Below are 19849 nucleotides of genomic sequence, written 5' to 3'. Positions count from 1 at the left end.
GCACGGATAGCGTACTGGTGACGGACGTACTGATAACGCTATACGGTGGGAGTGCGGCCCGGGCGGGCCGGGAGGGAGGTGCGCGGTGCGGATCGCCGTGACCGGCGGAGGCCCCGGTGGGCTCTACTTCGCCGCACTGGTCAAGCAGGGGGACCCGGCGCACGAGGTGACCCTCTGGGAGCGCAACGCCCCGGGCGACACCTTCGGCTTCGGCGTCGTCCTCTCCGACGAGACCCTGGGCGGCATCGAGGACGCCGACCCGGTGGTGCACCGGGCGCTCGCGGACGGCTTCGCCCGCTGGGACGACATCGACATCCACGTGTCCGGGCAGGTGTTCACCAGCGGCGGGCACGGCTTCGCGGCCACCAGCAGGGCCCGGCTGCTCGGCATCCTGCAGGACCGCTGCCGTGATCTCGGCGTCGACCTGCGCTTCGGCACCGAGGCCCCGCCCGTCGCCGAACTCGCCTGCGGCCACGACCTGGTGGTCGCCGCGGACGGGGTCGGATCGGCGACCAGGACCGAGCGGGCCGAGGCCTTCCGGCCCGGCCTGCGCCGGCACCGCTGCCGCTACATCTGGCTCGGCACCGACCTGCACCTCGACGCCTTCCGCTTCGAGGTGCTGCAGACCGAGCACGGCGTCATGCAACTGCACGGCTACCCCTACTCGGCCGACGCCGGCACGGTCATCGTGGAGATGCGCGAGGAGGTCTGGCGCCGGGCCGGCTTCGACCGGATGGACGAGCGGCAGAGCATCGCCGCGTGCGAGAAGCTCTTCGCCGACCTGCTGGCCGGTCACCCGCTGCGCGGCAACGACTCGCGCTGGATCGCCTTCACCACGGTCCGCAACGAGCGCTGGTACGACGGCAACGTGGTGCTGCTCGGCGACGCCGCGCACACCGCGCACTTCTCCATCGGGTCGGGCACCAAGCTCGCGATGGAGGACGCCCTGGCCCTGGCCGCCGCCCTGCGCGAGCACCGGGACCAGCCGGTCGCGACGGCCCTGGCCGCCTACGAGGCGGAGCGCCGTCCAGTGGTGGAGTCCACCCAGCGCGCGGCCACGGCCAGCCTGGAGTGGTTCGAGAATCTGGGCCAGTACCTGGGCCAGCCGGGCTGGCAGTTCGCCTTCAACCTGCTCACCCGCAGCCGCCGGATCACCCACGACAACCTGCGGCTGCGGGACCCGGCGTACGTGGCCGCGGCGGAGGCGGAGTTCGCCGAGGCGGGCACCCCGCCGATGTTCACCCCGTTCCGGCTGCGCGGTCTGACGCTGCGCAACCGGGTCGTGGTCTCGCCCATGGACATGTACTCCGCGACCGACGGCACCCCGGACGACTTCCACCTGGTGCACCTGGGCGCCAGGGCGCTGGGCGGGGCCGGGCTGGTGATGACCGAGATGGTCTGCGTCAGCGCCGAGGGCCGGATCACCCCCGGCTGCACCGGGATGTACGCGCCGGAGCACGAGGCCGGCTGGCGCCGGATCACCTCCTTCGTGCACGAGCGCAGCGGGGCGGCGGTCGGGCTGCAGCTGGGCCACTCGGGACGCAAGGGCGCGACCCGGCTGATGTGGGAGGGGATGGACCAGCCGCTGCCCGGGGAGCAGGGCTGGCCGCTGGTCGCGGCCTCGCCGCTGGCCTACCGTCCGGGCCTGAACCAGGTTCCGGAGGAACTGGACGCCGACCGGATGAGGGCGATCCGCGACCGCTTCACCGCCTCCGCGCGGATGGGCGCGGCGGCCGGCTTCGACCTGCTGGAACTGCACTGCGCGCACGGCTACCTGCTGTCCGGCTTCCTGTCCCCGCTGACCAACCGGCGCACCGACGGGTACGGCGGGGATCTTCCGGGGCGGCTCCGGTTCCCGCTGGAGGTCTTCGACGCGGTACGGGAGGTGTGGCCGGAGCAGCGGCCGATGACGGTCAGGATCTCGGCCACCGACTGGGCCGAGGGCGGCAACGGCGTCGAGGAGGCGGTGGAGATCGCCCGCGCGTTCGCCGCGCACGGCGCGGACGCCATCGACGTGTCGACCGGCCAGGTCACCCCGGACGAGCGGCCCGAGTACGGCCGCTCCTACCAGACGCCGTTCGCGGACGCGATCCGCAACCGGCTCGGGGTGCCGGTGATCGCGGTCGGCGCGGTGTCGTCCTGGGACGACGTCAACTCGCTGCTGCTGGCCGGCCGCGCCGACCTGGTCGCGCTGGGGCGGCCACACCTCTACGACCCGCACTGGACGTTGCACGCGGCCGCGGAACAGGCCTATGCCGGCCCGGGCGTGGACTGGCCGGTCCAGTACCGCGCGGGCAGCCGCAGGCCCCAGACCGGCAGGCGCCTCTAGGCACGCGAGCAACCCCGTTACTACCTCAGGGGCGCGGGGAACCGTGTGCAGATGAGCAACCACCTACAACCTGGGGGCGCGGGGAACTGCGCTGCCAACCATGCACCTCCGTGGAGGGCTGGCAGCGCAGGAAGTTGATCAAGCAGAGCCCCGCGCCCCTGAGGTAGGTGCGTGGCCGGCGTCGTGCGTTCAGTGGCCCTTCACGATGTCGGAGACATAGGCGGCGGCCGGGCCGCGTAGGCGGGAGTCGAGGTCGTGGAAGACGCGGGCGGCCCGCACCCCGGGCCAGTCCGCGGGGAGCAGCTCCGGCGGCAGCCCGGGGTCGAGGTAGGGCAGCCGGCGCCAGCTGTCCACCGCGCGCAGGTGGTCGGCGAACGCCTCCTCCGCCGGGAGGTTCCTGCGCCGGTTCCAGCGGGTCAGCACCGGTTCGTTCAGGTCCAGGAACTCCTCGTGGGACCGCGCCAGTTCGGGCAGGTCCCACCAGCGGCGCACCGCCTCCGGTGTGGCCTGGAAGGCCAGGTGCTCGGCGCGGAACAGGTCGGTGTACTCGGTCAGGCCGAGCCGCTCCAGGACGTGCCGGGTCTCCTCGTAGAGGTGCGCGGGGGCCAGCCACACCCCCGGCGACGCCGTCCCGTACCCCAGCCGGGCCAGCCGTGAGCGCAGCAGGTGCCGCTTGTTGCGCTGGCTCTCGGGCACCGAGAACAGCGCCAGCACCCAGCCGTCGGCGAGCCTCGGCGTGCGCTCGGCGTAGATCCTGCGGTCGCCGTCGGCCAGCAGCTGCCGCGCGGCGTCGGACAGCGCGTACCCCGCGACGCCGCCCAGCGGGGTGGCCACCAGGAAGCCGCGCCGCTTGAGCCGGGACACGGCGGACCGCACCGGCTGCGCCTCCACGCCGACCGTGGCCATCAGCCGGATCAGGTCGCCCACGGCGATCCACCCGCCGAGGTCGCGTCCGTGCGCGCCGAAGAAGGTGACGAGCAGTGAGCCGGGCGCGTCGGCGGTGACGACCGGGGGCGTGGTCGGGGTCGGAGCGGTCATACGGTCACTTTAGAGAGCGCAGCTTGAAGCGCTGCAGTTTGCCCGTGGGTGTGCGCGGCAGCGCGTCGCGGAACTCGATCGCCCGCGGGTACTTGTAGGCGCTGATGGCGCCCTTCACGAAGTCCTGCAGCGTCTTGACGGTGGCCTGGTCCGGCGGGACCCCGTCGGCCAGGACGACGAAGGCCGTCACCAGCTGGCCGCGCGCCGGGTCCGGCACGCCGATGACGGCGGCCTCGCGGACGTCGGGGTGGCGCAGCAACGCCTCCTCGACCTCGGGCCCGGCGATGTTGTAGCCCGAGGAGATGATCATGTCGTCGGCCCGGGCCTGGTAGTGGTAGCGCCCCTCCGGATCGCGGATGTAGGTGTCGCCGGTGAGGTTCCAGCCGTCCCGCACGTAGTCGCGCTGGCGCGGGTCGTCCAGGTAGCGGCAGCCGGTCGGGCCCTGCACGGCCAGCAGGCCCGGCGTCCCGTCCGGGACCTCCGCGCCGTCGGCGTCGACGACCCGGGCCCGGAAGCCGGGGACCGGCGTCCCGGTGACGCCCGGACGGGCGTCCTCGTCGGCGGCGGAGATGAAGATGTGCAGCAGCTCGGTCGCCCCGATGCCGTTGATCAGACGCAGGCCGGTGCGGTCGGACCAGGCCTGCCAGGTGGCGGCCGGCAGGTTCTCGCCGGCCGACACGCAGCGCCGCAGCGAGCTGAGGTCGGCCTCGTCCAGGTGGTCGAGCAGGACCCGGTAGGCGGTCGGCGCGGTGAACAGCACGCTGATCCGGTGGCGCTCGATCAAGGCGGGCAGGGTGGTCGGGCCGGGTGCCTCCAGCAGCACGCTGGAGGCACCGGCCCGGAGCGGGAAGACCACCAGGCCGCCCAGTCCGAAGGTGAAGCCGAGCGGCGGGGTGCCGGCGAACACGTCGTCGGGGGTGGGCCTCAGCACGTGCCGGGAGAAGGTGTCGGCGATGGCCAGCACGTCGCGGTGGAAGTGCATGCAGCCCTTGGGCCGGCCGGTGGTGCCCGAGGTGAAGGCGATCAGCGCGACGTCGTCGCTGGACGTGGGGACCGCGGTGAACGGGGCGCCGGACTGCTTGGCGGCCCGGTCCCGCAGCTCGTCGAACCCGGTCACCCGCAGCGGTGGGGCCTCGACCGCGAGCAGCTCGTCCAGCACCCGGGAGTCGCAGAGGGCGTACCGCACGTCGGCGATCTCGACCATGGTGGCCAGCTCGCCCCGGCGCTGGGCCGCCAGCACGGTCACCGCGACCGCTCCGGCCTTCATCACCGCGAGCCAGCAGGCCACCAGCCACGGAGTGGTGCTGCCGCGCAGCAGCACCCGGTTGCCGGGCCGCACGCCCAGTTCCTCGGTGAGTACCCGCGCGATCCGGTCGGTGTGGTCGCGCAGCTCGCCGTAGCTCCAGCCGCCGCCGTCCTCGGTCCACAGGCACGGCCGCTCGGCGCCGTGCTCGGCGATGGTGCGGTCCAGCAGTTCGGCCCCGCAGTTGAGCCGGTCCGGGTAGCGCAACTCGGGCAGGTCGAACCGCAGTTCGGGCCAGTCGTCGGCGGCCGGCAGATGGTCGCGGGCGAAGCCGTCGAGGTGTGCGGAGGGGAGCAGGTGCATGGTGGGTGGTACCCCCTCACCGTGGCGGGACCGGGTGGGTCCCGACTGCCGAAGGTGCTCAGCGTCGAACGCTTCGGTGTCGGACCGTTCGGATCCGGGACGTGCCCGGCGCCGGACGGCCTCGGCGCCGGACGTGCTCCGCCAGGCTAGCGCGTTGGTGACGGCAGTCAACCATCCGCGATATGAATGGGGAAGGCGGGGAACGCGACCGCCGGGACGGAGGGAGTCCGATGACGGCGTTCAGGCTCGACAAGGAGCAGCAGGCCTTCTGCGCCGAGGTGCGCGCGCTGGCCGTGGACCGGCTGCTGCCGCTCGCGGCGGCGGGTGAACCGGGGCGGGTGAACCGGCCGTTGCTGGCGGAGCTGGGGCGGCTGGGCCTGCTCGCCCGGTTGTTCCCCGGTGTCGGCGGTGGCATGGGCGGCGCGGGCGGCGACTCGGTCGGCGGGGGAACCGGGCACGGGCTGCGGCAGGCGGCCGCGCTCGACCTCTGCCTGCTGCGCGAGTCGCTGGCCCGGGTGTGCACCGAGGCGGAGACCGCGCTGGCGCTGCAGGGACTGGGCGCCTACCCGGTGCTGCAGAGCGGGACCGAGGCGCAGATCGCGGCCTGGCTGCCGGAGGTGGCGGCGGGCCGCGCGGTCGCCGCGTTCGCGCTGTCGGAACCGGGTGCGGGCTCCGACGCCGGTGCGCTGGAGCTGGCCGCGGTGCCGGACGGCGCCGGCGGCTGGCGGCTCAGCGGCGAGAAGCTGTGGATCTCCAACGCCCCCGAGGCCGACCTCTACACCGTCTTCGCCAGGACCGGCCCGGACGCGGGTGCCCGGGGGGTGACCGCCTTCCTGGTCCCGGCCGGCCGGCCGGGGCTCAGCGGGGAGCCACTGGCGATGCTCTCCCCGCACCCGATCGGGCGGCTGGTCTTCGACGGGGTCCCGGTCGGCCGGGACGACCTGCTCGGCGAGCCCGGCCAGGGGTTCCGGGTGGCGATGCGCACCCTCGACCTGTTCCGCCCCAGCGTCGGCGCCTTCGCGGTGGGCATGGCCCAGGCCGCGCTGGACGCCGCCCGCGACCACGCCGCCCAGCGGCAGGCCTTCGGCGGCCCGCTGCGCGACCTGCAGTCGGTCGGGCACCGGCTGGCCGAGATGGCGACCAGGACCGAGGCCGCCCGGCTACTGGTCCACGCCGCCGCCGCCGCGTACGACGAACCGGGGGAGAAGCCCACCGGCCTGCACGGCCCCACCGGACGAGCCGCGATGGCCAAGCTCTTCGCCACCGAGACCGCCCAGTACGTGGTGGACGCCGCCGTGCAGATCCACGGCGCCCGGGCACTGCGTCAGGGGCACCTGCTGGAGCACCTGTACCGCGAGGTGCGGGCGCCGAGGATCTACGAGGGAGCATCCGAGGTGCAGCTCAGCATCATCGCCCGGGAGCTGTACCGGTGAGCCGGGTCTGTGTGGTCACCGGCGGCAGCCGTGGCATCGGGCTCGCGGTGGCGGAGGACCTCTCCGCCGCCGGGCACCGGGTCGTCCTGGCCGCCCGCGACGCCGGGGCGCTCCGCGCGGCGGCGGACCGGCTGCCGGGGCCCAGCCTGGCCGTCCCCGTCGACCTGACCCTGCCCGGGGACGTGGACGCCCTGTTCACCCGGGTCGAGGAGGAGTGGGGACCGGCCGAGGTGCTGGTCGCCGCAGCCGGCGCGGGCGCGGCGGCCCCGCTGGAGCGGACCACCGACGAGATCTGGGAGGCGCAGCTCGCGGTCAACCTCACCGCCCCGTTCCGCTGCCTGCGCCGGGCGCTGCCCCCGATGCGGGCGGCGGGCTGGGGCCGGATCGTGGTGATCGCCTCGGTCGCGGCCAAGGTCGGCCAGCCGTACGTGTCGGCCTACAGCGCGGCCAAGCACGGCGTCCTCGGCCTGGTCCGGGCCAGTGCCGCGGAGCTCGCGGGCACCGGGGTGACCGTGAACGCGGTCTGCCCCGGCTACGTGGACACGCCGATGACCGACGCCACCGTTGCCGCGATCGTGGAGCGCACCGGCAGGACCGAGGAGCAGGCCCGTGCGGTGCTCGCGGGCATGCAGCCGATCGGCCGTCTGATCCGGCCGGCCGAGGTCGCCGCGGTGGTGCGACTGCTGCTGGAGCAGGAGTCGCTGAACGGCCAGGGCATCACCGTCGACGGAGGAGGAGTCCAGTCATGACGCTGAAGCGGATCAACCCACCCGAGCTGGCTCCGCCCAGTGGCTTCAGCCACGCGGTCACCGCGACCGGCGGGACCCTGGTCTTCCTGGCCGGCCAGACCGCGCTCGACCGGGCCGGCACGGTCCGCGGCGACGGCGTGGTCGAGCAGTTCGACCGCGCCCTGGCCAACCTGCTGACCGCCCTCTCGGCGGCCGGCGGTGAGCCGGCCCAGCTGGCCCGGCTCACCGTCTACGCCACCGACCCCGAGGACTACCGTGCCCATGCGGCCGAGATCGGCCGCGTCTGGCGCGAGCGGGCCGGCCGCGACTACCCGGCGATGGCCCTGATCGGCGTCGTCCGCCTCTGGGACCAGGAAGCCCTGGTCGAACTGGAGGCTATCGCCGTCCTGCCCTGACCGACCGCCCCACGCCGTCGGTGGGTACGCTGCGCCGATGAAGAGCGGGGCGATGAAGAGCAGGGTGGGGTTGGTGGCGGTGTCGGCCCTGGGGGGCGGACTGTTCGGACTGGCGACCTCGCTGATCCCGTCACCGTCGGGAGTCGGGGTCCTCTGGGTCGGCAACCTCGCCAGCCCCTGGCTGGCGCTGGCGTTCCTGTGCGGTTGGGCCTGCGGTTGGGCCCAACGGTCACGGCTGTGGGCGTCGGCATCGGGCGTTGCCGCCGAGGTCGCGTGCGTGGTCGGCTTCTACGGTCGCTTTCTCCTCGTCGACCAGCACCCCGGGCCGCGAGGACAGCACACTGCACTGCCGGCCAGGGTGTCGGACAACCTGGGGCAGTGGCTGGTGTTCATCGCCCCCTGGGTTCTGGCGGCGCTGGCGGCCGGCACCGCCTACGGCCTGATCGGCCACCTCTGGGGACGGGGCCGACGGCTTCCCGCAGGGCTCGCGCTGGGGATGCCCTTCCTGGCCGAACCCTGGGTCTGGCGCGAGGCGCTGGGCTATGACCAGGGCTCCTGGCTGCTCTGCGCGGCCGAGACCGCCGTCGGCGTGGCCATCGTCCTCGCGGTCCTGGCAGCCTGGCGCCGGGCATCCCGGGCGCCGTCACCGCACACCGCCTGACCGCGAACCCTCGGGTGGCCGCCCCGCGCGGGCGCGGGGCGGCCACCCTCCCGGCTACGCGCCCTTGGGGCGCAGCGTCAGCGAGATGGAGTTGATGCAGTAGCGCTGGTCGGTGGGAGTGCCGTAGCCCTCGCCCTCGAAGACGTGGCCCAGGTGGGAGCCGCACTTCGCGCAGCGGACCTCGACCCGGCGCATCCCCATGGTGGTGTCCTCGATGTACTCCACCCGCTCCTCGGCCAGCGGGGAGAAGTAGGACGGCCAGCCGCAGTGGCTGTCGAACTTGGTCTCCGAGCTGAAGAGCTCGTTGCCGCAGGCGCGGCAGGAGTACACGCCTTCGGTCTTGGTGTCGGTGTACTCGCCGACCCCGGGGCGCTCCGTCCCGGCCTGGCGGAGGACGGCGTACTCCTGCGGCGTGAGCTGCTCGCGCCACTCGGCGTCGGACTTCTCGATCTCGTACGGCATACCGGCCTCCGGTGCGAGGGGTGCTGACTGTCGGGGACTCAGGAGCTCAGGAGCTCAGGAGCTCAAGTGCTCGGGAGCTCAGGCGAGGTGGGCGAGGATCTCGGGGCCGAGCGAGGTGACGTCCCCGGCGCCCATGGTGAGAACAAGGTCACCGTCCTTGGCCATTCCCGCGATCAGGCCGGGGACCTCGGCCAGCGAGTGGGCCGGGACGACGTCCGTGCCGTGGCGCCGGGCGGAGTCGATGACCAGGTCGCTGGTGACGCCGGGGACCGGGTCCTCGCGGGCGGGGTAGATGTCGAGGACGACCACCGCGTCGGCGCGCGACAGTGCCTCACCCATCTCCGCGCCGAGCTGCTGGGTGCGGCTGAACAGGTGCGGCTGGAAGACGACCAGCACCCGTCCCTCGCCGGCGGCGCCGGTGATGGCGTCCAGGTCGGCGGCGATCTCGGTGGGGTGGTGCGCGTAGGAGTCGATCACCTGGACGCCGCGCGCCTCGCCCTTGAGCTGCAGCCGGCGGCGGACGCCCTGGTAGCCGCCCAGGGCCCGGGCGAGTTCGGCGGCCGGGACGCCCATGGCCGCGCCGGCGGCGAGCGCCGCGACCGCGTTGTGGGCGTAGTGGCGGCCGGGCACGGAGACGGTGAAGGTCAGCTCCGCGCCGTCGATGCGGACGGTGACCTCGCTGGTCATCCCGCGCGGGGTGATCCGCAGGATGCGGACGTCCGCGGCCTCGGACTCGCCGACCCGGACCACCGTCAGGTCCGCGCGCCCCGACACCCGCGCGGCCAGCTCGGCCGCACCCGCGTGGTCCACGTCCAGGACCAGCGTGCCACCGGGCACGATCCGGGCCACGAAGGCCTCGAACGACTCGTAGATCTCGTCCATGGACGCGTAGTTGGCGTGGTGGTCCAGCTCCACGTTGAGGACGATCGCGACCTCGGGGGAGTACTTCTGGAAGCTGCGGTCGCTCTCGTCCGCCTCGGCGACGAAGATCTCACCGGTGCCGTGGTGGGCGTTGCTGCCGGGCTCGTCGAGGTCGCCGCCGATGGCGAAGGACGGGTCGAGGTCCAGGCCGGTGAGGCTGACCGCGAGCATGCTGGTGGTGGTGGTCTTGCCGTGGGTGCCGGCCACGGCCAGGGCGCGGCGGCCGGTCATCAGTGCGGCCAGCGCGTCGGCGCGGTGGATCACCGGCAGGCCCCGCTCGACGGCGGCGACCAGCTCGGGGTTGTCCGCGCGGATGGCGCTGGACACCACGATGCAGCTGGCGCCGGCCGGCACGTGCTCGGCGGCGTGCCCGGTGAAGACCTCGGCGCCGAGCTGCTTGAGCGCCAGCACCACCGCCGATTCCTTGGCGTCGCTGCCGGACACCGTCGCCCCGCGCAGGGCCAGGATCTTGGCGAGGCCTGACATGCCCGCGCCGCCGATCCCGATGAAGTGCGGTGCGGCGAGGTCCGCGGTGCTCGCGGAGGCGCTCTGCTGGGCAGGGGACGTCACTGGTGCTCTCCCGAGTTCGGGGCGGGGCGGTCGGTCGAGCAACGATTCTGCCAGTCCCGAGGGCCCCCTTCCGCGCGGCTCGGCCCGACCCCGCCGGGCGGCGGTCTTGTTGGACGGCGGTCCTGTCGGACGGCGGTCTTGTTGGACGGCGGTCTTGTCGGACTCAGTCCTGCTGGGCAAAGAGCTGCAGCACCGGGACGCCGACCTTGTGCCGGGCCTGCGAGGCCCAGTCACGGTGGAACAGGCCCTCGATCCAGTGCGGGGCGGCCAGCACGATGACCTCGTCCGCGCTGACGTCGTCGACCACCTCGCGCAGCCCCTGCAGCGGGTTCTGCTCGACCACCCGTCCGTTGGCCTCCGCACCGGCCGTGCGCAGCTGCTCCAGCGTGTGTTCGAGACCGGCCGCGGCGGCGTCCACCGCGTCCTCGCCGCGCGGCTCGTCCCGCTCGTGCGCGGCGCGGTCCAGGTAGCCGAAGGCGACGTCGTCCACCGCGCGCAGGAACTCGTCCTGCTTGCCGCGGGGCTGCATCAGCACGTGGAAGTGGACCTTCTCGTCGCCGTGCAGGGTGGTGATCAGCTCGATGTCGGCCTCGGACAGTGCCTTCTCGATCAGCAATACGGTCGTGAACACGCGCGTCCCTTCTCGTCCGGTCCCCCGGCACCACTGTTCGGATAATGCCCGGCGGAGAGGCCGGCCACCGGCTGCCCGGATGATCTGCTTCCGCTACCCGGCAGACTTCACGCTACGGGCGTAGCGGGCGAAGAGGAAACCTTTCTCCTCAAGGAGTGACACCAGTTCCATCCGTCCCGCCGCCGCGGTGGGACCGTGGCTGATCCTGGGTGCGTCCCCGGCGGCCAGCAGCGGCGCCAGCGAGAGGCACAGTTCGTCCAGCACGCCGGCTGCGGCCAACTGGCCCAGCAGACTCGGGCCGCCTTCGGTGAGCAGCCGGGTCCACCCGCGCTCGGCGAGCACCCGTACCAGCGCGACCGGGTCGACCCGCTCGTCGCCGGCCAGCACCACCTCGGCGGCCTGCTCGGCGGCCTTGAGCGCGGCGGCCGGGGCGGCGCCGCAGGTGATCACCAGGGTGGGCGTCAGCGGCTCGGTGAACAGCGGGGCGTCCAGGTCCAGGTCCAGCCGGGTGCTGACGACCGCGATGGTGGCGGCCGGAGTCTGTCCGCGGGCGGACCGTGCGGCGGCGAAGCCGGCCCGGGCCCGGGCCGGGCGGTAGCCCTCGGCCCGGACCGTCTGGGCACCCACCACCACCACGTCCGCCAGCGCGCGCAGCACGCCGAAGATCCGCTTGTCCGCCTCCGAGGACAGCCCCTCGGACAGACCGTCCAGCCGGGCCGCCCCGTCCAGGCTGGAGACCATGTTGGCGCGCAGCCAGGGCACCCCCCGGTCGGTGGCCTCCGGATAGGCGTAGGCCTCGGCCAGCCCCTCCAGGGTGGTGAGGTCGGTCACATCCGGGCCCTCAGGCAGCAGTCGACGCATAGTGGGGAGTCTTCCACGCGGACGCGGACCGTACTCTTGGTAGCCGTGCCTGCCGCTGAACCGTCCCTCGCCCACGCGCCCGTGTCGCTCTCCGCGCGGCGGCCCGTCGTGCCCGCCGACCGCATGGTCGCGGAGATGGTGCCCCCGCCCCGGTTCCAGGGCGCGCGCTTCAGCACCTACATCCCCGACCCGACCCAGCCCAGCCAGACCGAGGCGGTCCGGGTGCTGGAGTCCTTCGCCTCCTCGCTCGGTGCCGCCGAGCCGGCGAAGAAGCGCTGGTTCGGACGCTCCGCCCCGGCGCCGACGGGGCCGGTCGGGATCTACCTCGACGGCGGCTACGGCGTCGGCAAGACCCATCTGCTGGCCTCGCTGTGGCACGCGGCCCCCGGTCCTAAGGCCTTCGGCACCTTCGTCGAGCTGACCAACCTGGTCGGCGCGCTGGGCTTCGCCCAGGCCGTCCAGGCGCTGTCCGGCCACCGGCTGCTCTGCATCGACGAGTTCGAGCTGGACGACCCGGGCGACACGGTGCTGGTCTCGACCCTGCTGAGCCGGCTGGCCGAGGCCGGGGTGAAACTGGCCGCGACCTCCAACACGCTGCCCGGCAAGCTGGGCGAGGGCCGCTTCGCCGCCGCCGACTTCCTGCGCGAGATACAGGGCCTGTCCGCGCGCTTCCGCAGCGTCCGGATCGACGGCCAGGACTACCGGCACCGGGGACTGCCGGAGGCCCCGCCGCCGTACGCCGACGACGAGGTCACCGCGATGGCCGGGCGAATAGGCGGCGGCGCCTCGCTGGACGGCTTCGACGCGCTGCTGGAGCACCTCGCGGTGGTCCACCCCAGCCGGTACGGGGCGCTGCTGGACGGCGTCGAGGCGGTCTGCCTGACCGGTGTCGCCCCGGTCCAGGACCAGGGCACCGCACTGCGCCTGGTGGTGCTGGCGGACCGGATGTACGACCGGGAGCTGCCGGTCATCGCCTCCGGCGTGCCGTTCGACGAGATCTTCAGCGCCGAGATGCTGAACGGCGGCTACCGCAAGAAGTACCTGCGGGCCGTCTCCCGCCTGGTCGCGCTGGCCCGCGACAGCGGCCGCGTCGCGGTCGGGTAGCCGCTGCGGCTCTAGTGGAGGCTGCGCCTGCCGCGTGGAGGCCGCGCCTGGCCGGTTCGGGGCCGGATTGTCAGTGCCGGGTCGTACCGTGGATGCCGTGAGACCCATCACCGATCTTGAGCGAACAGTGGCGCCCTTCGAGGTCGTCAGTCCCTACCAGCCCAGCGGCGACCAGCCCACCGCGATCGCCGACCTGGAACGCCGCATCCGCGCGGGCGAGAAGGACGTGGTCCTGCTCGGTGCGACCGGCACCGGCAAGTCCGCGACCACCGCGTGGATGATCGAGCGACTGCAGCGGCCCACCCTGGTGATGGCGCCGAACAAGACCCTGGCCGCGCAGCTCGCCAACGAGTTCCGCGAACTGCTGCCCAACAACGCCGTCGAGTACTTCGTCTCGTACTACGACTACTACCAGCCCGAGGCGTACATCGCCCAGACCGACACCTACATCGAGAAGGACTCCTCGATCAACGAGGAGGTGGAGCGGCTCCGCCACTCCGCCACCAACTCGTTGCTGACCAGGCGCGACGTCATCGTGGTCGCCTCGGTGTCGTGCATCTACGGCCTCGGTACCCCGCAGGAGTACGTCGACCGGATGGTCCGGCTCAAGGTCGGCGAGGAGATCGACCGGGACGCGCTGCTGCGCCGGTTCGTCGACATCCAGTACGCCCGCAACGACGTCGCCTTCACCCGGGGCACCTTCCGGGTCCGCGGCGACACCATCGAGATCTTCCCGGTGTACGAGGAACTCGCGGTCCGGATCGAGATGTTCGGCGACGAGATCGAGGCGCTCACCACGCTGCACCCGCTCACCGGCGAGGTGATCAGCGAGGACCGGGAGCTCTACGTCTTCCCCGCCTCGCACTACGTGGCCGGCCCGGAGCGGATGGAACGCGCCATCGCCGGGATCGAGGCCGAGCTGGAGCAGACGCTGGCCACCATGGAGAAGCAGAACAAGCTGCTGGAGGCCCAGCGGCTGCGGATGCGCACCACCTACGACATCGAGATGATGCGGCAGATCGGCAGCTGCGCCGGCATCGAGAACTACTCGCGCCACATCGACGGCCGCGACCCCGGCACCGCGCCGAACACCCTGATGGACTTCTTCCCGGAGGACTTCCTCCTGGTCATCGACGAGTCCCACGTCACCGTGCCGCAGATCGGCGCGATGTACGAGGGCGACGCCTCGCGCAAGCGGGCCCTGGTCGAGCACGGCTTCCGGCTGCCCTCGGCGATGGACAACCGCCCGCTGAAGTGGGAGGAGTTCCTGGAGCGGATCGGTCAGACGGTCTACCTGTCGGCCACCCCCGGCCCCTTCGAACTGTCGCGCGGCAACGGCCAGGTCGACCAGATCATCCGTCCCACCGGCCTGATCGACCCGGAGGTGGTGATCAAGCCGACCGAGGGTCAGATCGACGACCTGATCCACGAGATCCGGCTCCGGGTGGAGAAGGACGAGCGGGTGCTGGTCACCACGCTCACCAAGAAGATGTCCGAGGACCTCACCGACTACATGCTCAACCTGGACATCCGGGTGCGGTACCTGCACAGCGACATCGACACGCTGCGCCGGGTCGAGCTGCTGCGCGAGCTGCGGGCCGGCGAGTACGACGTACTGGTCGGCATCAACCTGCTCCGCGAGGGCCTGGACCTGCCCGAGGTCTCGCTGGTGGCGATCCTGGACGCGGACAAGGAGGGCTTCCTGCGCTCCGGCACCTCGCTGATCCAGACCATCGGTCGTGCCGCCCGAAACGTCTCCGGGCAGGTCCACATGTACGCGGACCGGATCACCCCGGCGATGGAGAAGGCCATCGACGAGACCAACCGCCGCCGCGTCATCCAGCAGGCCTACAACACCGAGCACGGCATCGACCCGCAGCCGCTGCGCAAGAAGATCGGCGACATCCTCGACTCCATCGCCCGCGAGGACATCGACACCGGCGAACTGCTCAGCACCGGTTACCGCCAGCAGGGCGGGGTCCGCGGCCAGAAGGCCCCGGTGCCGGCGCTGGGGGCGTCCCGGCAGAAGAAGGACAGCAAGGGACTGCCGGCCGCCGAGCTCGCCGACCTGATCGCCGAGCTGACCGAGCGGATGCACACCGCGGCGGCCGAGCTGCAGTTCGAGGTGGCCGCCAGGCTGCGGGACGAGGTCAACGAGTTGAAGAAGGAGCTGCGCCAGATGCGTGAAGCCGGCCAGGCCTGACGGCGGGCCGCCGCCGTCCTGGGGAGTGCGTAAGGTTCTGCTGGGGGACGGCTGTGCGGTCCCAGGAGCGGGGAGGATGCCCATCATGTCGGTGAGTCTGAGCAAGGGTCAGAGCGTCAGCCTGCAGAAGTCCGGCGGCGGGGCGCTCACCGTCGTGCGGATGGGCCTGGGCTGGCGTGCGGCCTCCCGCAAGGGGTTGTTCGGCCGCAGGGCCCGGCAGATCGACCTGGACGCGTCGGCGGTGATGTTCGCCGACCACCAGCTCTCCGACGTGGTGTTCTTCCAGCACCTGGTCAGCAACGACGGTTCGGTACGGCACACCGGCGACAATCTGACCGGCGGCGCCGGCGGTGAGGACGACGAGTCGATCCTGGTCGACCTCTCCCGGGTGCCGGCCGCCGTCAGCCAGATCGTCTTCACGGTCAACTCGTACACCGGCCAGACCTTCCAGGAGGTCGAGAACGCGCACTGCCGGCTGGTCGACGAGAGCACCGGCCAGGAGCTGGCCCGCTACAGCCTGAGCGGGGGCGGTGCGCACACCGGCCAGGTGATGGCCAAGGTGCAGCGGGACTCCGACGGCGGCTGGCAGATGTCCGCCATCGGCGCCCCGGCGCGCGGGCGCACCTTCCAGGACATGCTCCCGGCCATAAAGCCCTACCTCTGAGGGTGGCCCCGGCGTTTCTTACCCTTCCTTTACCCCACTGTTACAGTGGGCGGACGGAGGGGAGTACTCCCTGGAACGGCATCTCCGTCAGCACGGCAGTGCCTGGATCGGCTGCCCGGGGGTGCCGGCTCGTTCTCGGTGCCCGGCTTCGGGCGGGTGGGCGGGCGGAGGAGACCTCCGGCAGACCGAGACCGACTGCCGGAGGAACAGCATCATGGATGTCTCCATGGCCCTGTGGGCCACCACCGTCGGGGTGCTCGTCGCCCTGATCGCCGCCGACTTCTTCGTCGGGGGCCGAAAGCCGCACGAGGTCTCGCTCCGGGAGGCGGGGACCTGGACGGCCGTCTGGATCGTGCTGGCGCTGCTGTTCTGCGGCTTCCTGTGGTGGCACTCCGGCGCCACCCCGGCCGGGCAGTTCCTCGCCGGCTATGTGACCGAGAAGTCGCTGAGTGTCGACAACCTGTTCGTCTTCGTCCTGATCATGGCCAGGTTCTCGGTGCCCGCCGCCTACCAGCAGCGGGTGCTGATGGTGGGCGTGCTGATCGCGCTGGTGCTGCGGGCCGGGTTCGTCGCGGCCGGGGCCGCGATCATCGCCGGGTTCTCCTGGGTGTTCTTCCTCTTCGGCGGCTTCCTGATCTGGACCGCCTGGAAGCTGGTCAAGGAGGCCCGGGCCAAGGGGGTTGGCGCGGGTGGACCGCCGTCCGAGTTCGAGGAGAACCGGCTGCTGAAGGCAGTCGGGCGGCGCTTCCCGGCGACCGACCGCTACCACGGCACCGCACTGTTCGTCCGGGAGCACGGCCGCCGGCTGATGACGCCGATGCTGGTGGTCATGCTGGCGATCGGCAGCACCGACGTGCTGTTCGCGATGGACTCCATCCCGGCGATCTTCGGCCTCACCCAGGACCCGTACATCGTCCTCACCGCCAACGCCTTCGCCCTGATGGGGCTGCGGCAGCTGTACTTCCTGATCGGCGGCCTGCTGACCCGGCTGGTCCACCTGTCCTACGGGCTGTCGGTGATCCTCGGCTTCATCGGCGTGAAGCTGCTGCTGCACGCGCTGCACGAGGCCGGCGCGCACTGGGCGCCGCAGATCGGCATCCCCTTCTCGCTGGGCTTCATCGTGCTGGTCCTCGCGGTGACCACGGTCACCAGCCTGCGGGCCTCGCGCGCACCGGAGCGGCAGCGGGAAGAGGCGGAGCGGCAGCGGGAAGAGGCGGAGCGGCAGCGGGAAGAGGCGGAGCGGCAGGGCGAGGCGGCGCGGGGGCGTGCAGACGGGGCAGAGGGGGAGCGTGTCGGCGCACGGCGTGGCGGGGGCGGTGGTTACGGATGTGGATGACCTGTGCTGAAGTGGGCATGCCCATGGAACCGATGGAACGCATCTGGTATGCCGGTCCTGGCTCCCGCGGACCCGCCGGGCGCTAGTCTCGACCTGTGGTGGATCAGACGGTGCCAAGTCAGGCTGTGCCCGGTCAAGGGCGGGCAGGCCGCGGCGAGTTGCTCGAACGGGACGCCGAACTGGAGGCCGCCCGGACGGCGTTGGAGAGCCTGGCGGCACACGCTGTGCCCGCGGGGCCGGACGAGCGGCTGCTCGTCTACACCGGGGCGGCCGGGCTGGGCAAGACCAGCCTGCTCGCCGCCGTGCGCCGGGCCGCCGAGGACGCCGGCCTGCTGGTGCTCGCCGCCCGGGGTGGCGAGCAGGAGCAGCTGGCCGCCTTCCACGTGGTGCGGACCCTGCTGAAACCCCTGCTGCTGGCGGAGGGCGACCAGGGGCGGCGCGAACTGCTGGGCGGCTGGAACGAGATCGTCGGGGCGGCCGTCGGCCTCCCCGTGCTCGGTGCGACCCCCGCGCCGCCCGACCCGCAGGGTGTCCGGGACGGCCTGGACTGGGTGGTCACCAACCTGGCCTTCGCCCGCGGACCGCTGGTGCTGCTGGTGGACGACGCGCACTGGGCCGACGCCGAGTCGCTGTCCTGGCTGGCCTCCTTCGCCTCGCGGGTGGAGAACCTGCCGCTGCTGGTGGTGGTCGCCTACCGACCGGATGAACTCCCGGAGGGGGCGGAGGCGTTCCGGGGCATGGCCGGCAGCACCGGGCTGACGCCGATCGGGCTGACCCCGCTCACCCCCGAGGCGGTGGCGGCGCTGGTACGCCGGATGTTCCAGGGCCCGGAGCGGGACGTCCGGGTCGACGACGCCTTCTGCCGCGAAGTCTGGGCGGTGACCGGCGGCAACCCCTTCGAGACCGTGGAGCTGCTGGCCAAGGCACAGGAGCGGGGCCTGGCCCCGGTCCAGGAGTCCTGTCCGCTGCTGCGGGAGGTCGCCCACGCGACCCAGGGCAGCGGGCTGGTGGCCCGGCTGGAACGCCTCGGCCAGTCGGCGGTGCGGATGGCCTGGGCGGTGTCGGTGCTGGGCATCCACACTCCGCTGGAACTCGCCGCCTCGGTCGCCTCGCTCACCCCGGCCGACGCCGCCGACGCGGCCGACCGGCTGCGAGCCGCCCGCATCCTGACCGGACACCAGATCCTGGAGTTCATCCATCCGCTGATCGCCACCTCGGTGTACCGGGGCATCCCGGAGGATCTGCGCGCCGGAATGCACGGCAGGGCCGGCTGGGCGGTGCTGGGCGCCGGGCGCAGTCCGGTCACCGCCGCCCGGCACTGGCTGGAGATCCCGCCTCAGGGCGACAGTGCCGTGGTCGAGCAACTGCGTTCCGCCGCGCGGCTGTTCATGCAGGCCGGCGCACCCGAGACGGCGCAGCGCTGCCTGGCCAGGGCGCTGCGCGAGCCCCCGTCCCCGACCCAGCGGGCAGAGGTGCTGTTCGAACTGGGCTGCTCCACCCTGCTCTACGACCCGGCCTCGACAGTGGGCCACCTGCGCGCGGCACGTGCCGAACCGGTGCTCTCCGAGCAGTTGCAGGAGGGCATCACGGTACGGCTGGCCCAGTCGCTGGCGCACAGCAACAACCTGCTGGAGGCCTCCGAGACGATGGCCCGGGCGGTCGCCGAGGCCACCGACAAGCAGGCCCGGCTGCGGCTGCTGGTGTGGAACTTCATGTGGTGTGCCTTCGACGCCGACGAACGCGGCTCGGAGGAGCGTTCGCAGCGGCTCGCCGACCTCGCCCTGGAACTGGAGTACGGCACCGAGCACATCGACGTGGCCGGCCGCTATGTGCTGGGCCTGCGTGCCTGGGACGCGGTGGTGCGCGGCGAACCCGTTGAAACGGTTCGCCACTACGCGGACCTGGCGCTGGCGGAGGGTCTGCACTGGGCGGACCAGCAGTGGGGCTTCGAGGTCCCGGTGCTGGCCGCGCTCACCTACATGTACACGGACCAGGCGGACCGGGCCGTGGAGCTGTTCGAGAAGGGCATCGCCGAGTTCGAGGAGGCCGGCTGGCGCGGGGCCCATCTGGCCTTCGCGCACACCATCCGCGGCTATGTCCACTACCGCTGCGGCAACCTGGCCGACGCCGAGCGCGGCGCCCGGGAGGGTCTGGCGATCGCCAACCGCGTGGGCGAGGGCCTGCCGGTGCACTGGTACGCCGTCGGGACCCTGATCGCGGTGCTGCTGGCGCGCGGGGGAGTGGACGAGGCGGCGGAGCTGGCCCGGCGCTACCGCTTCCACGCCCCGTACTCGGCGGCCGTGGTCTTCCCGGACGCCCAGACCGTACGCGGCGGACTGCTGCTCGCCCTGGGCGAGTTCGCCGAGGCCGAGGCCGAACTCGCGGCGGCGGGAAGCCGCCTGGACGGCCGCGCGATGCGCAACCCCGGCTGGTGCGGCTGGCAGCGCGGCCTGGCGCACGCCCACGACGCGCTGGGCGACGGCGAACGGGCCCGCGCCGGCGCCGCCGACGCGCTGCGGCGCGCCGAGCGGTTCGGTGCCGCCTCGGCGCGCGCGACGGCGTTGCGCAGCTGCGCCCGGTTCGCCCCGCCGGAGCAGCGGGTGGAGCTGCTGGAGCAGGCGCTGGAACAGTTCGAGCGTTGCTCCGCCCCGTTCGAGCACGCCCGCGCGGCCCTCGACCTCGGGGTGGCGCTGCGTGAGCAGGGCCGGCACCGGGAGGCCGGCGTGCGGCTGCGCAGCGCCGCGGAGCTCGCCGAGGCCTGTGCCGCGGACGGACTGGCCGCGACGGCCCGGCTGCTGCTGGCGGCGGAGCACTGACCGCCGGGGCGGCGGACCGCCGCCCCGGGGTGTGCCGGTCCGCATCGGACCGGGATGCGGACCGGCGTCG

At 72.9% G+C, this 19849-nt stretch carries 16 protein-coding genes; 10 read left to right on the top strand and 6 right to left on the bottom strand.

The genetic code is table 11. The features are described 5' to 3' along the window. Nucleotides 1-85 precede the first annotated feature (85 nt). Complete coding sequence (locus tag ABH925_RS03215; RefSeq protein ID WP_370145191.1) at nt 86-2329, top strand: bifunctional salicylyl-CoA 5-hydroxylase/oxidoreductase; 2244 nt, start codon at nt 86-88, stop codon at nt 2327-2329. 189 nt (nt 2330-2518) lie between these two features. Here ABH925_RS03215 and ABH925_RS03210 read toward each other — a convergent pair whose 3' ends face one another. Together ABH925_RS03210 and ABH925_RS03205 are read right to left on the bottom strand one after the other, a co-directional pair. Then, entirely contained in the window at nt 2519-3367 is an 849-nt protein-coding gene (locus ABH925_RS03210; RefSeq protein WP_370145190.1) for a PaaX family transcriptional regulator C-terminal domain-containing protein, read from the bottom strand. Between the two features lie 4 nt (nt 3368-3371). After that, a complete protein-coding gene (locus ABH925_RS03205; protein WP_370145189.1) occupies nt 3372-4973 on the bottom strand; it encodes an AMP-binding protein in 1602 nt (533 codons plus the stop codon). 230 nt (nt 4974-5203) lie between these two features. Between ABH925_RS03205 and ABH925_RS03200 the strand changes: the two genes are divergently transcribed. From ABH925_RS03200 to ABH925_RS03185, 4 genes are read left to right on the top strand one after another with little or no spacing between them, the layout of a single operon-like run. After that, a complete protein-coding gene (locus tag ABH925_RS03200; protein ID WP_370145188.1) occupies nt 5204-6406 on the top strand; it encodes an acyl-CoA dehydrogenase family protein in 1203 nt (400 codons plus the stop codon). Beyond that, nucleotides 6403-7155 carry an SDR family NAD(P)-dependent oxidoreductase gene (locus ABH925_RS03195; protein WP_370145187.1) on the top strand — a complete coding sequence of 251 codons (753 nt, stop codon included), beginning with the start codon at nt 6403-6405 and terminating at the stop codon, nt 7153-7155. Before ABH925_RS03200 ends, ABH925_RS03195 begins: the two co-directional genes overlap by 4 nt. After that, a complete protein-coding gene (locus tag ABH925_RS03190; protein ID WP_370145186.1) occupies nt 7152-7550 on the top strand; it encodes a RidA family protein in 399 nt (132 codons plus the stop codon). Before ABH925_RS03195 ends, ABH925_RS03190 begins: the two co-directional genes overlap by 4 nt. Nucleotides 7551-7587: 37 nt before the next feature. Next, on the top strand, nt 7588-8211 hold the full coding sequence (locus tag ABH925_RS03185) for a hypothetical protein (protein WP_370145185.1): 624 nt from the start codon (nt 7588-7590) through the stop codon (nt 8209-8211). A 54-nt stretch (nt 8212-8265) separates the two neighbouring features. Here ABH925_RS03185 and msrB read toward each other — a convergent pair whose 3' ends face one another. From msrB to ABH925_RS03165, 4 genes are all read right to left on the bottom strand, one after another. Continuing rightward, complete coding sequence (msrB, locus tag ABH925_RS03180) at nt 8266-8673, bottom strand: peptide-methionine (R)-S-oxide reductase MsrB (protein WP_370145184.1); 408 nt, start codon at nt 8671-8673, stop codon at nt 8266-8268. 78 nt (nt 8674-8751) lie between these two features. After that, entirely contained in the window at nt 8752-10164 is a 1413-nt protein-coding gene (murC, locus tag ABH925_RS03175; RefSeq protein WP_370145182.1) for a UDP-N-acetylmuramate--L-alanine ligase, read from the bottom strand. A 163-nt stretch (nt 10165-10327) separates the two neighbouring features. Next, nucleotides 10328-10795: an indole-3-glycerol phosphate synthase gene (locus ABH925_RS03170; protein WP_370145181.1), complete on the bottom strand. Its 468-nt coding sequence runs from the start codon at nt 10793-10795 to the stop codon at nt 10328-10330. Nucleotides 10796-10888: 93 nt separating this feature from the next. Beyond that, the gene (locus ABH925_RS03165) at nt 10889-11656 is read right to left on the bottom strand and encodes a pyrimidine reductase family protein (RefSeq protein ID WP_370145179.1); all 768 of its coding nucleotides are present in this window, start codon (nt 11654-11656) and stop codon (nt 10889-10891) included. Nucleotides 11657-11779: 123 nt separating this feature from the next. Here ABH925_RS03165 and zapE point away from each other — a divergent pair, with 123 nt between their 5' ends. The 5 genes from zapE to ABH925_RS03140 all read left to right on the top strand — a co-directional run bounded on the left by zapE (nt 11780) and on the right by ABH925_RS03140 (nt 19779). Beyond that, a complete protein-coding gene (zapE, locus tag ABH925_RS03160; protein WP_370145411.1) occupies nt 11780-12760 on the top strand; it encodes a cell division protein ZapE in 981 nt (326 codons plus the stop codon). 97 nt (nt 12761-12857) lie between these two features. Next, entirely contained in the window at nt 12858-14963 is a 2106-nt protein-coding gene (uvrB, locus tag ABH925_RS03155) for an excinuclease ABC subunit UvrB (RefSeq protein ID WP_370145177.1), read from the top strand. 85 nt (nt 14964-15048) lie between these two features. Continuing rightward, nucleotides 15049-15627, top strand: coding sequence for a TerD family protein (locus ABH925_RS03150; protein WP_370145176.1), 579 nt, complete (start codon nt 15049-15051; stop codon nt 15625-15627). Nucleotides 15628-15841: 214 nt separating this feature from the next. After that, nucleotides 15842-16963, top strand: a complete 1122-nt coding sequence (locus ABH925_RS03145) for a TerC family protein (RefSeq protein ID WP_370145175.1) — start codon at nt 15842-15844, stop codon at nt 16961-16963. 125 nt (nt 16964-17088) lie between these two features. Next, nucleotides 17089-19779 carry an AAA family ATPase gene (locus ABH925_RS03140; RefSeq protein ID WP_370145174.1) on the top strand — a complete coding sequence of 897 codons (2691 nt, stop codon included), beginning with the start codon at nt 17089-17091 and terminating at the stop codon, nt 19777-19779. Nucleotides 19780-19849 lie beyond the last annotated feature (70 nt).

This window comes from Streptacidiphilus sp. EB129 (assembly GCF_041262645.1).
In the GTDB taxonomy this organism is placed as follows: domain Bacteria; phylum Actinomycetota; class Actinomycetes; order Streptomycetales; family Streptomycetaceae; genus Streptacidiphilus.
The sequence above is the reverse complement of the archived record's forward strand: the minus strand, read 5'-3'. Positions and strand labels throughout refer to the sequence as shown.

Coding starts and splice junctions, on each gene's coding strand:
- zapE (WP_370145411.1), top strand. CDS start 11,780: ATGGTCGCGGAGATGGTGCCCCCGCCCCGGTTCCAGGGCGCGCGCTTC.
- ABH925_RS03200 (WP_370145188.1), top strand. CDS start 5,204: ATGACGGCGTTCAGGCTCGACAAGGAGCAGCAGGCCTTCTGCGCCGAG.
- ABH925_RS03185 (WP_370145185.1), top strand. CDS start 7,588: ATGAAGAGCGGGGCGATGAAGAGCAGGGTGGGGTTGGTGGCGGTGTCG.
- ABH925_RS03145 (WP_370145175.1), top strand. CDS start 15,842: ATGGATGTCTCCATGGCCCTGTGGGCCACCACCGTCGGGGTGCTCGTC.
- ABH925_RS03165 (WP_370145179.1), bottom strand. CDS start 11,656: ATGCGTCGACTGCTGCCTGAGGGCCCGGATGTGACCGACCTCACCACC.
- ABH925_RS03210 (WP_370145190.1), bottom strand. CDS start 3,367: ATGACCGCTCCGACCCCGACCACGCCCCCGGTCGTCACCGCCGACGCG.
- ABH925_RS03150 (WP_370145176.1), top strand. CDS start 15,049: ATGTCGGTGAGTCTGAGCAAGGGTCAGAGCGTCAGCCTGCAGAAGTCC.
- msrB (WP_370145184.1), bottom strand. CDS start 8,673: ATGCCGTACGAGATCGAGAAGTCCGACGCCGAGTGGCGCGAGCAGCTC.
- ABH925_RS03205 (WP_370145189.1), bottom strand. CDS start 4,973: ATGCACCTGCTCCCCTCCGCACACCTCGACGGCTTCGCCCGCGACCAT.
- ABH925_RS03190 (WP_370145186.1), top strand. CDS start 7,152: ATGACGCTGAAGCGGATCAACCCACCCGAGCTGGCTCCGCCCAGTGGC.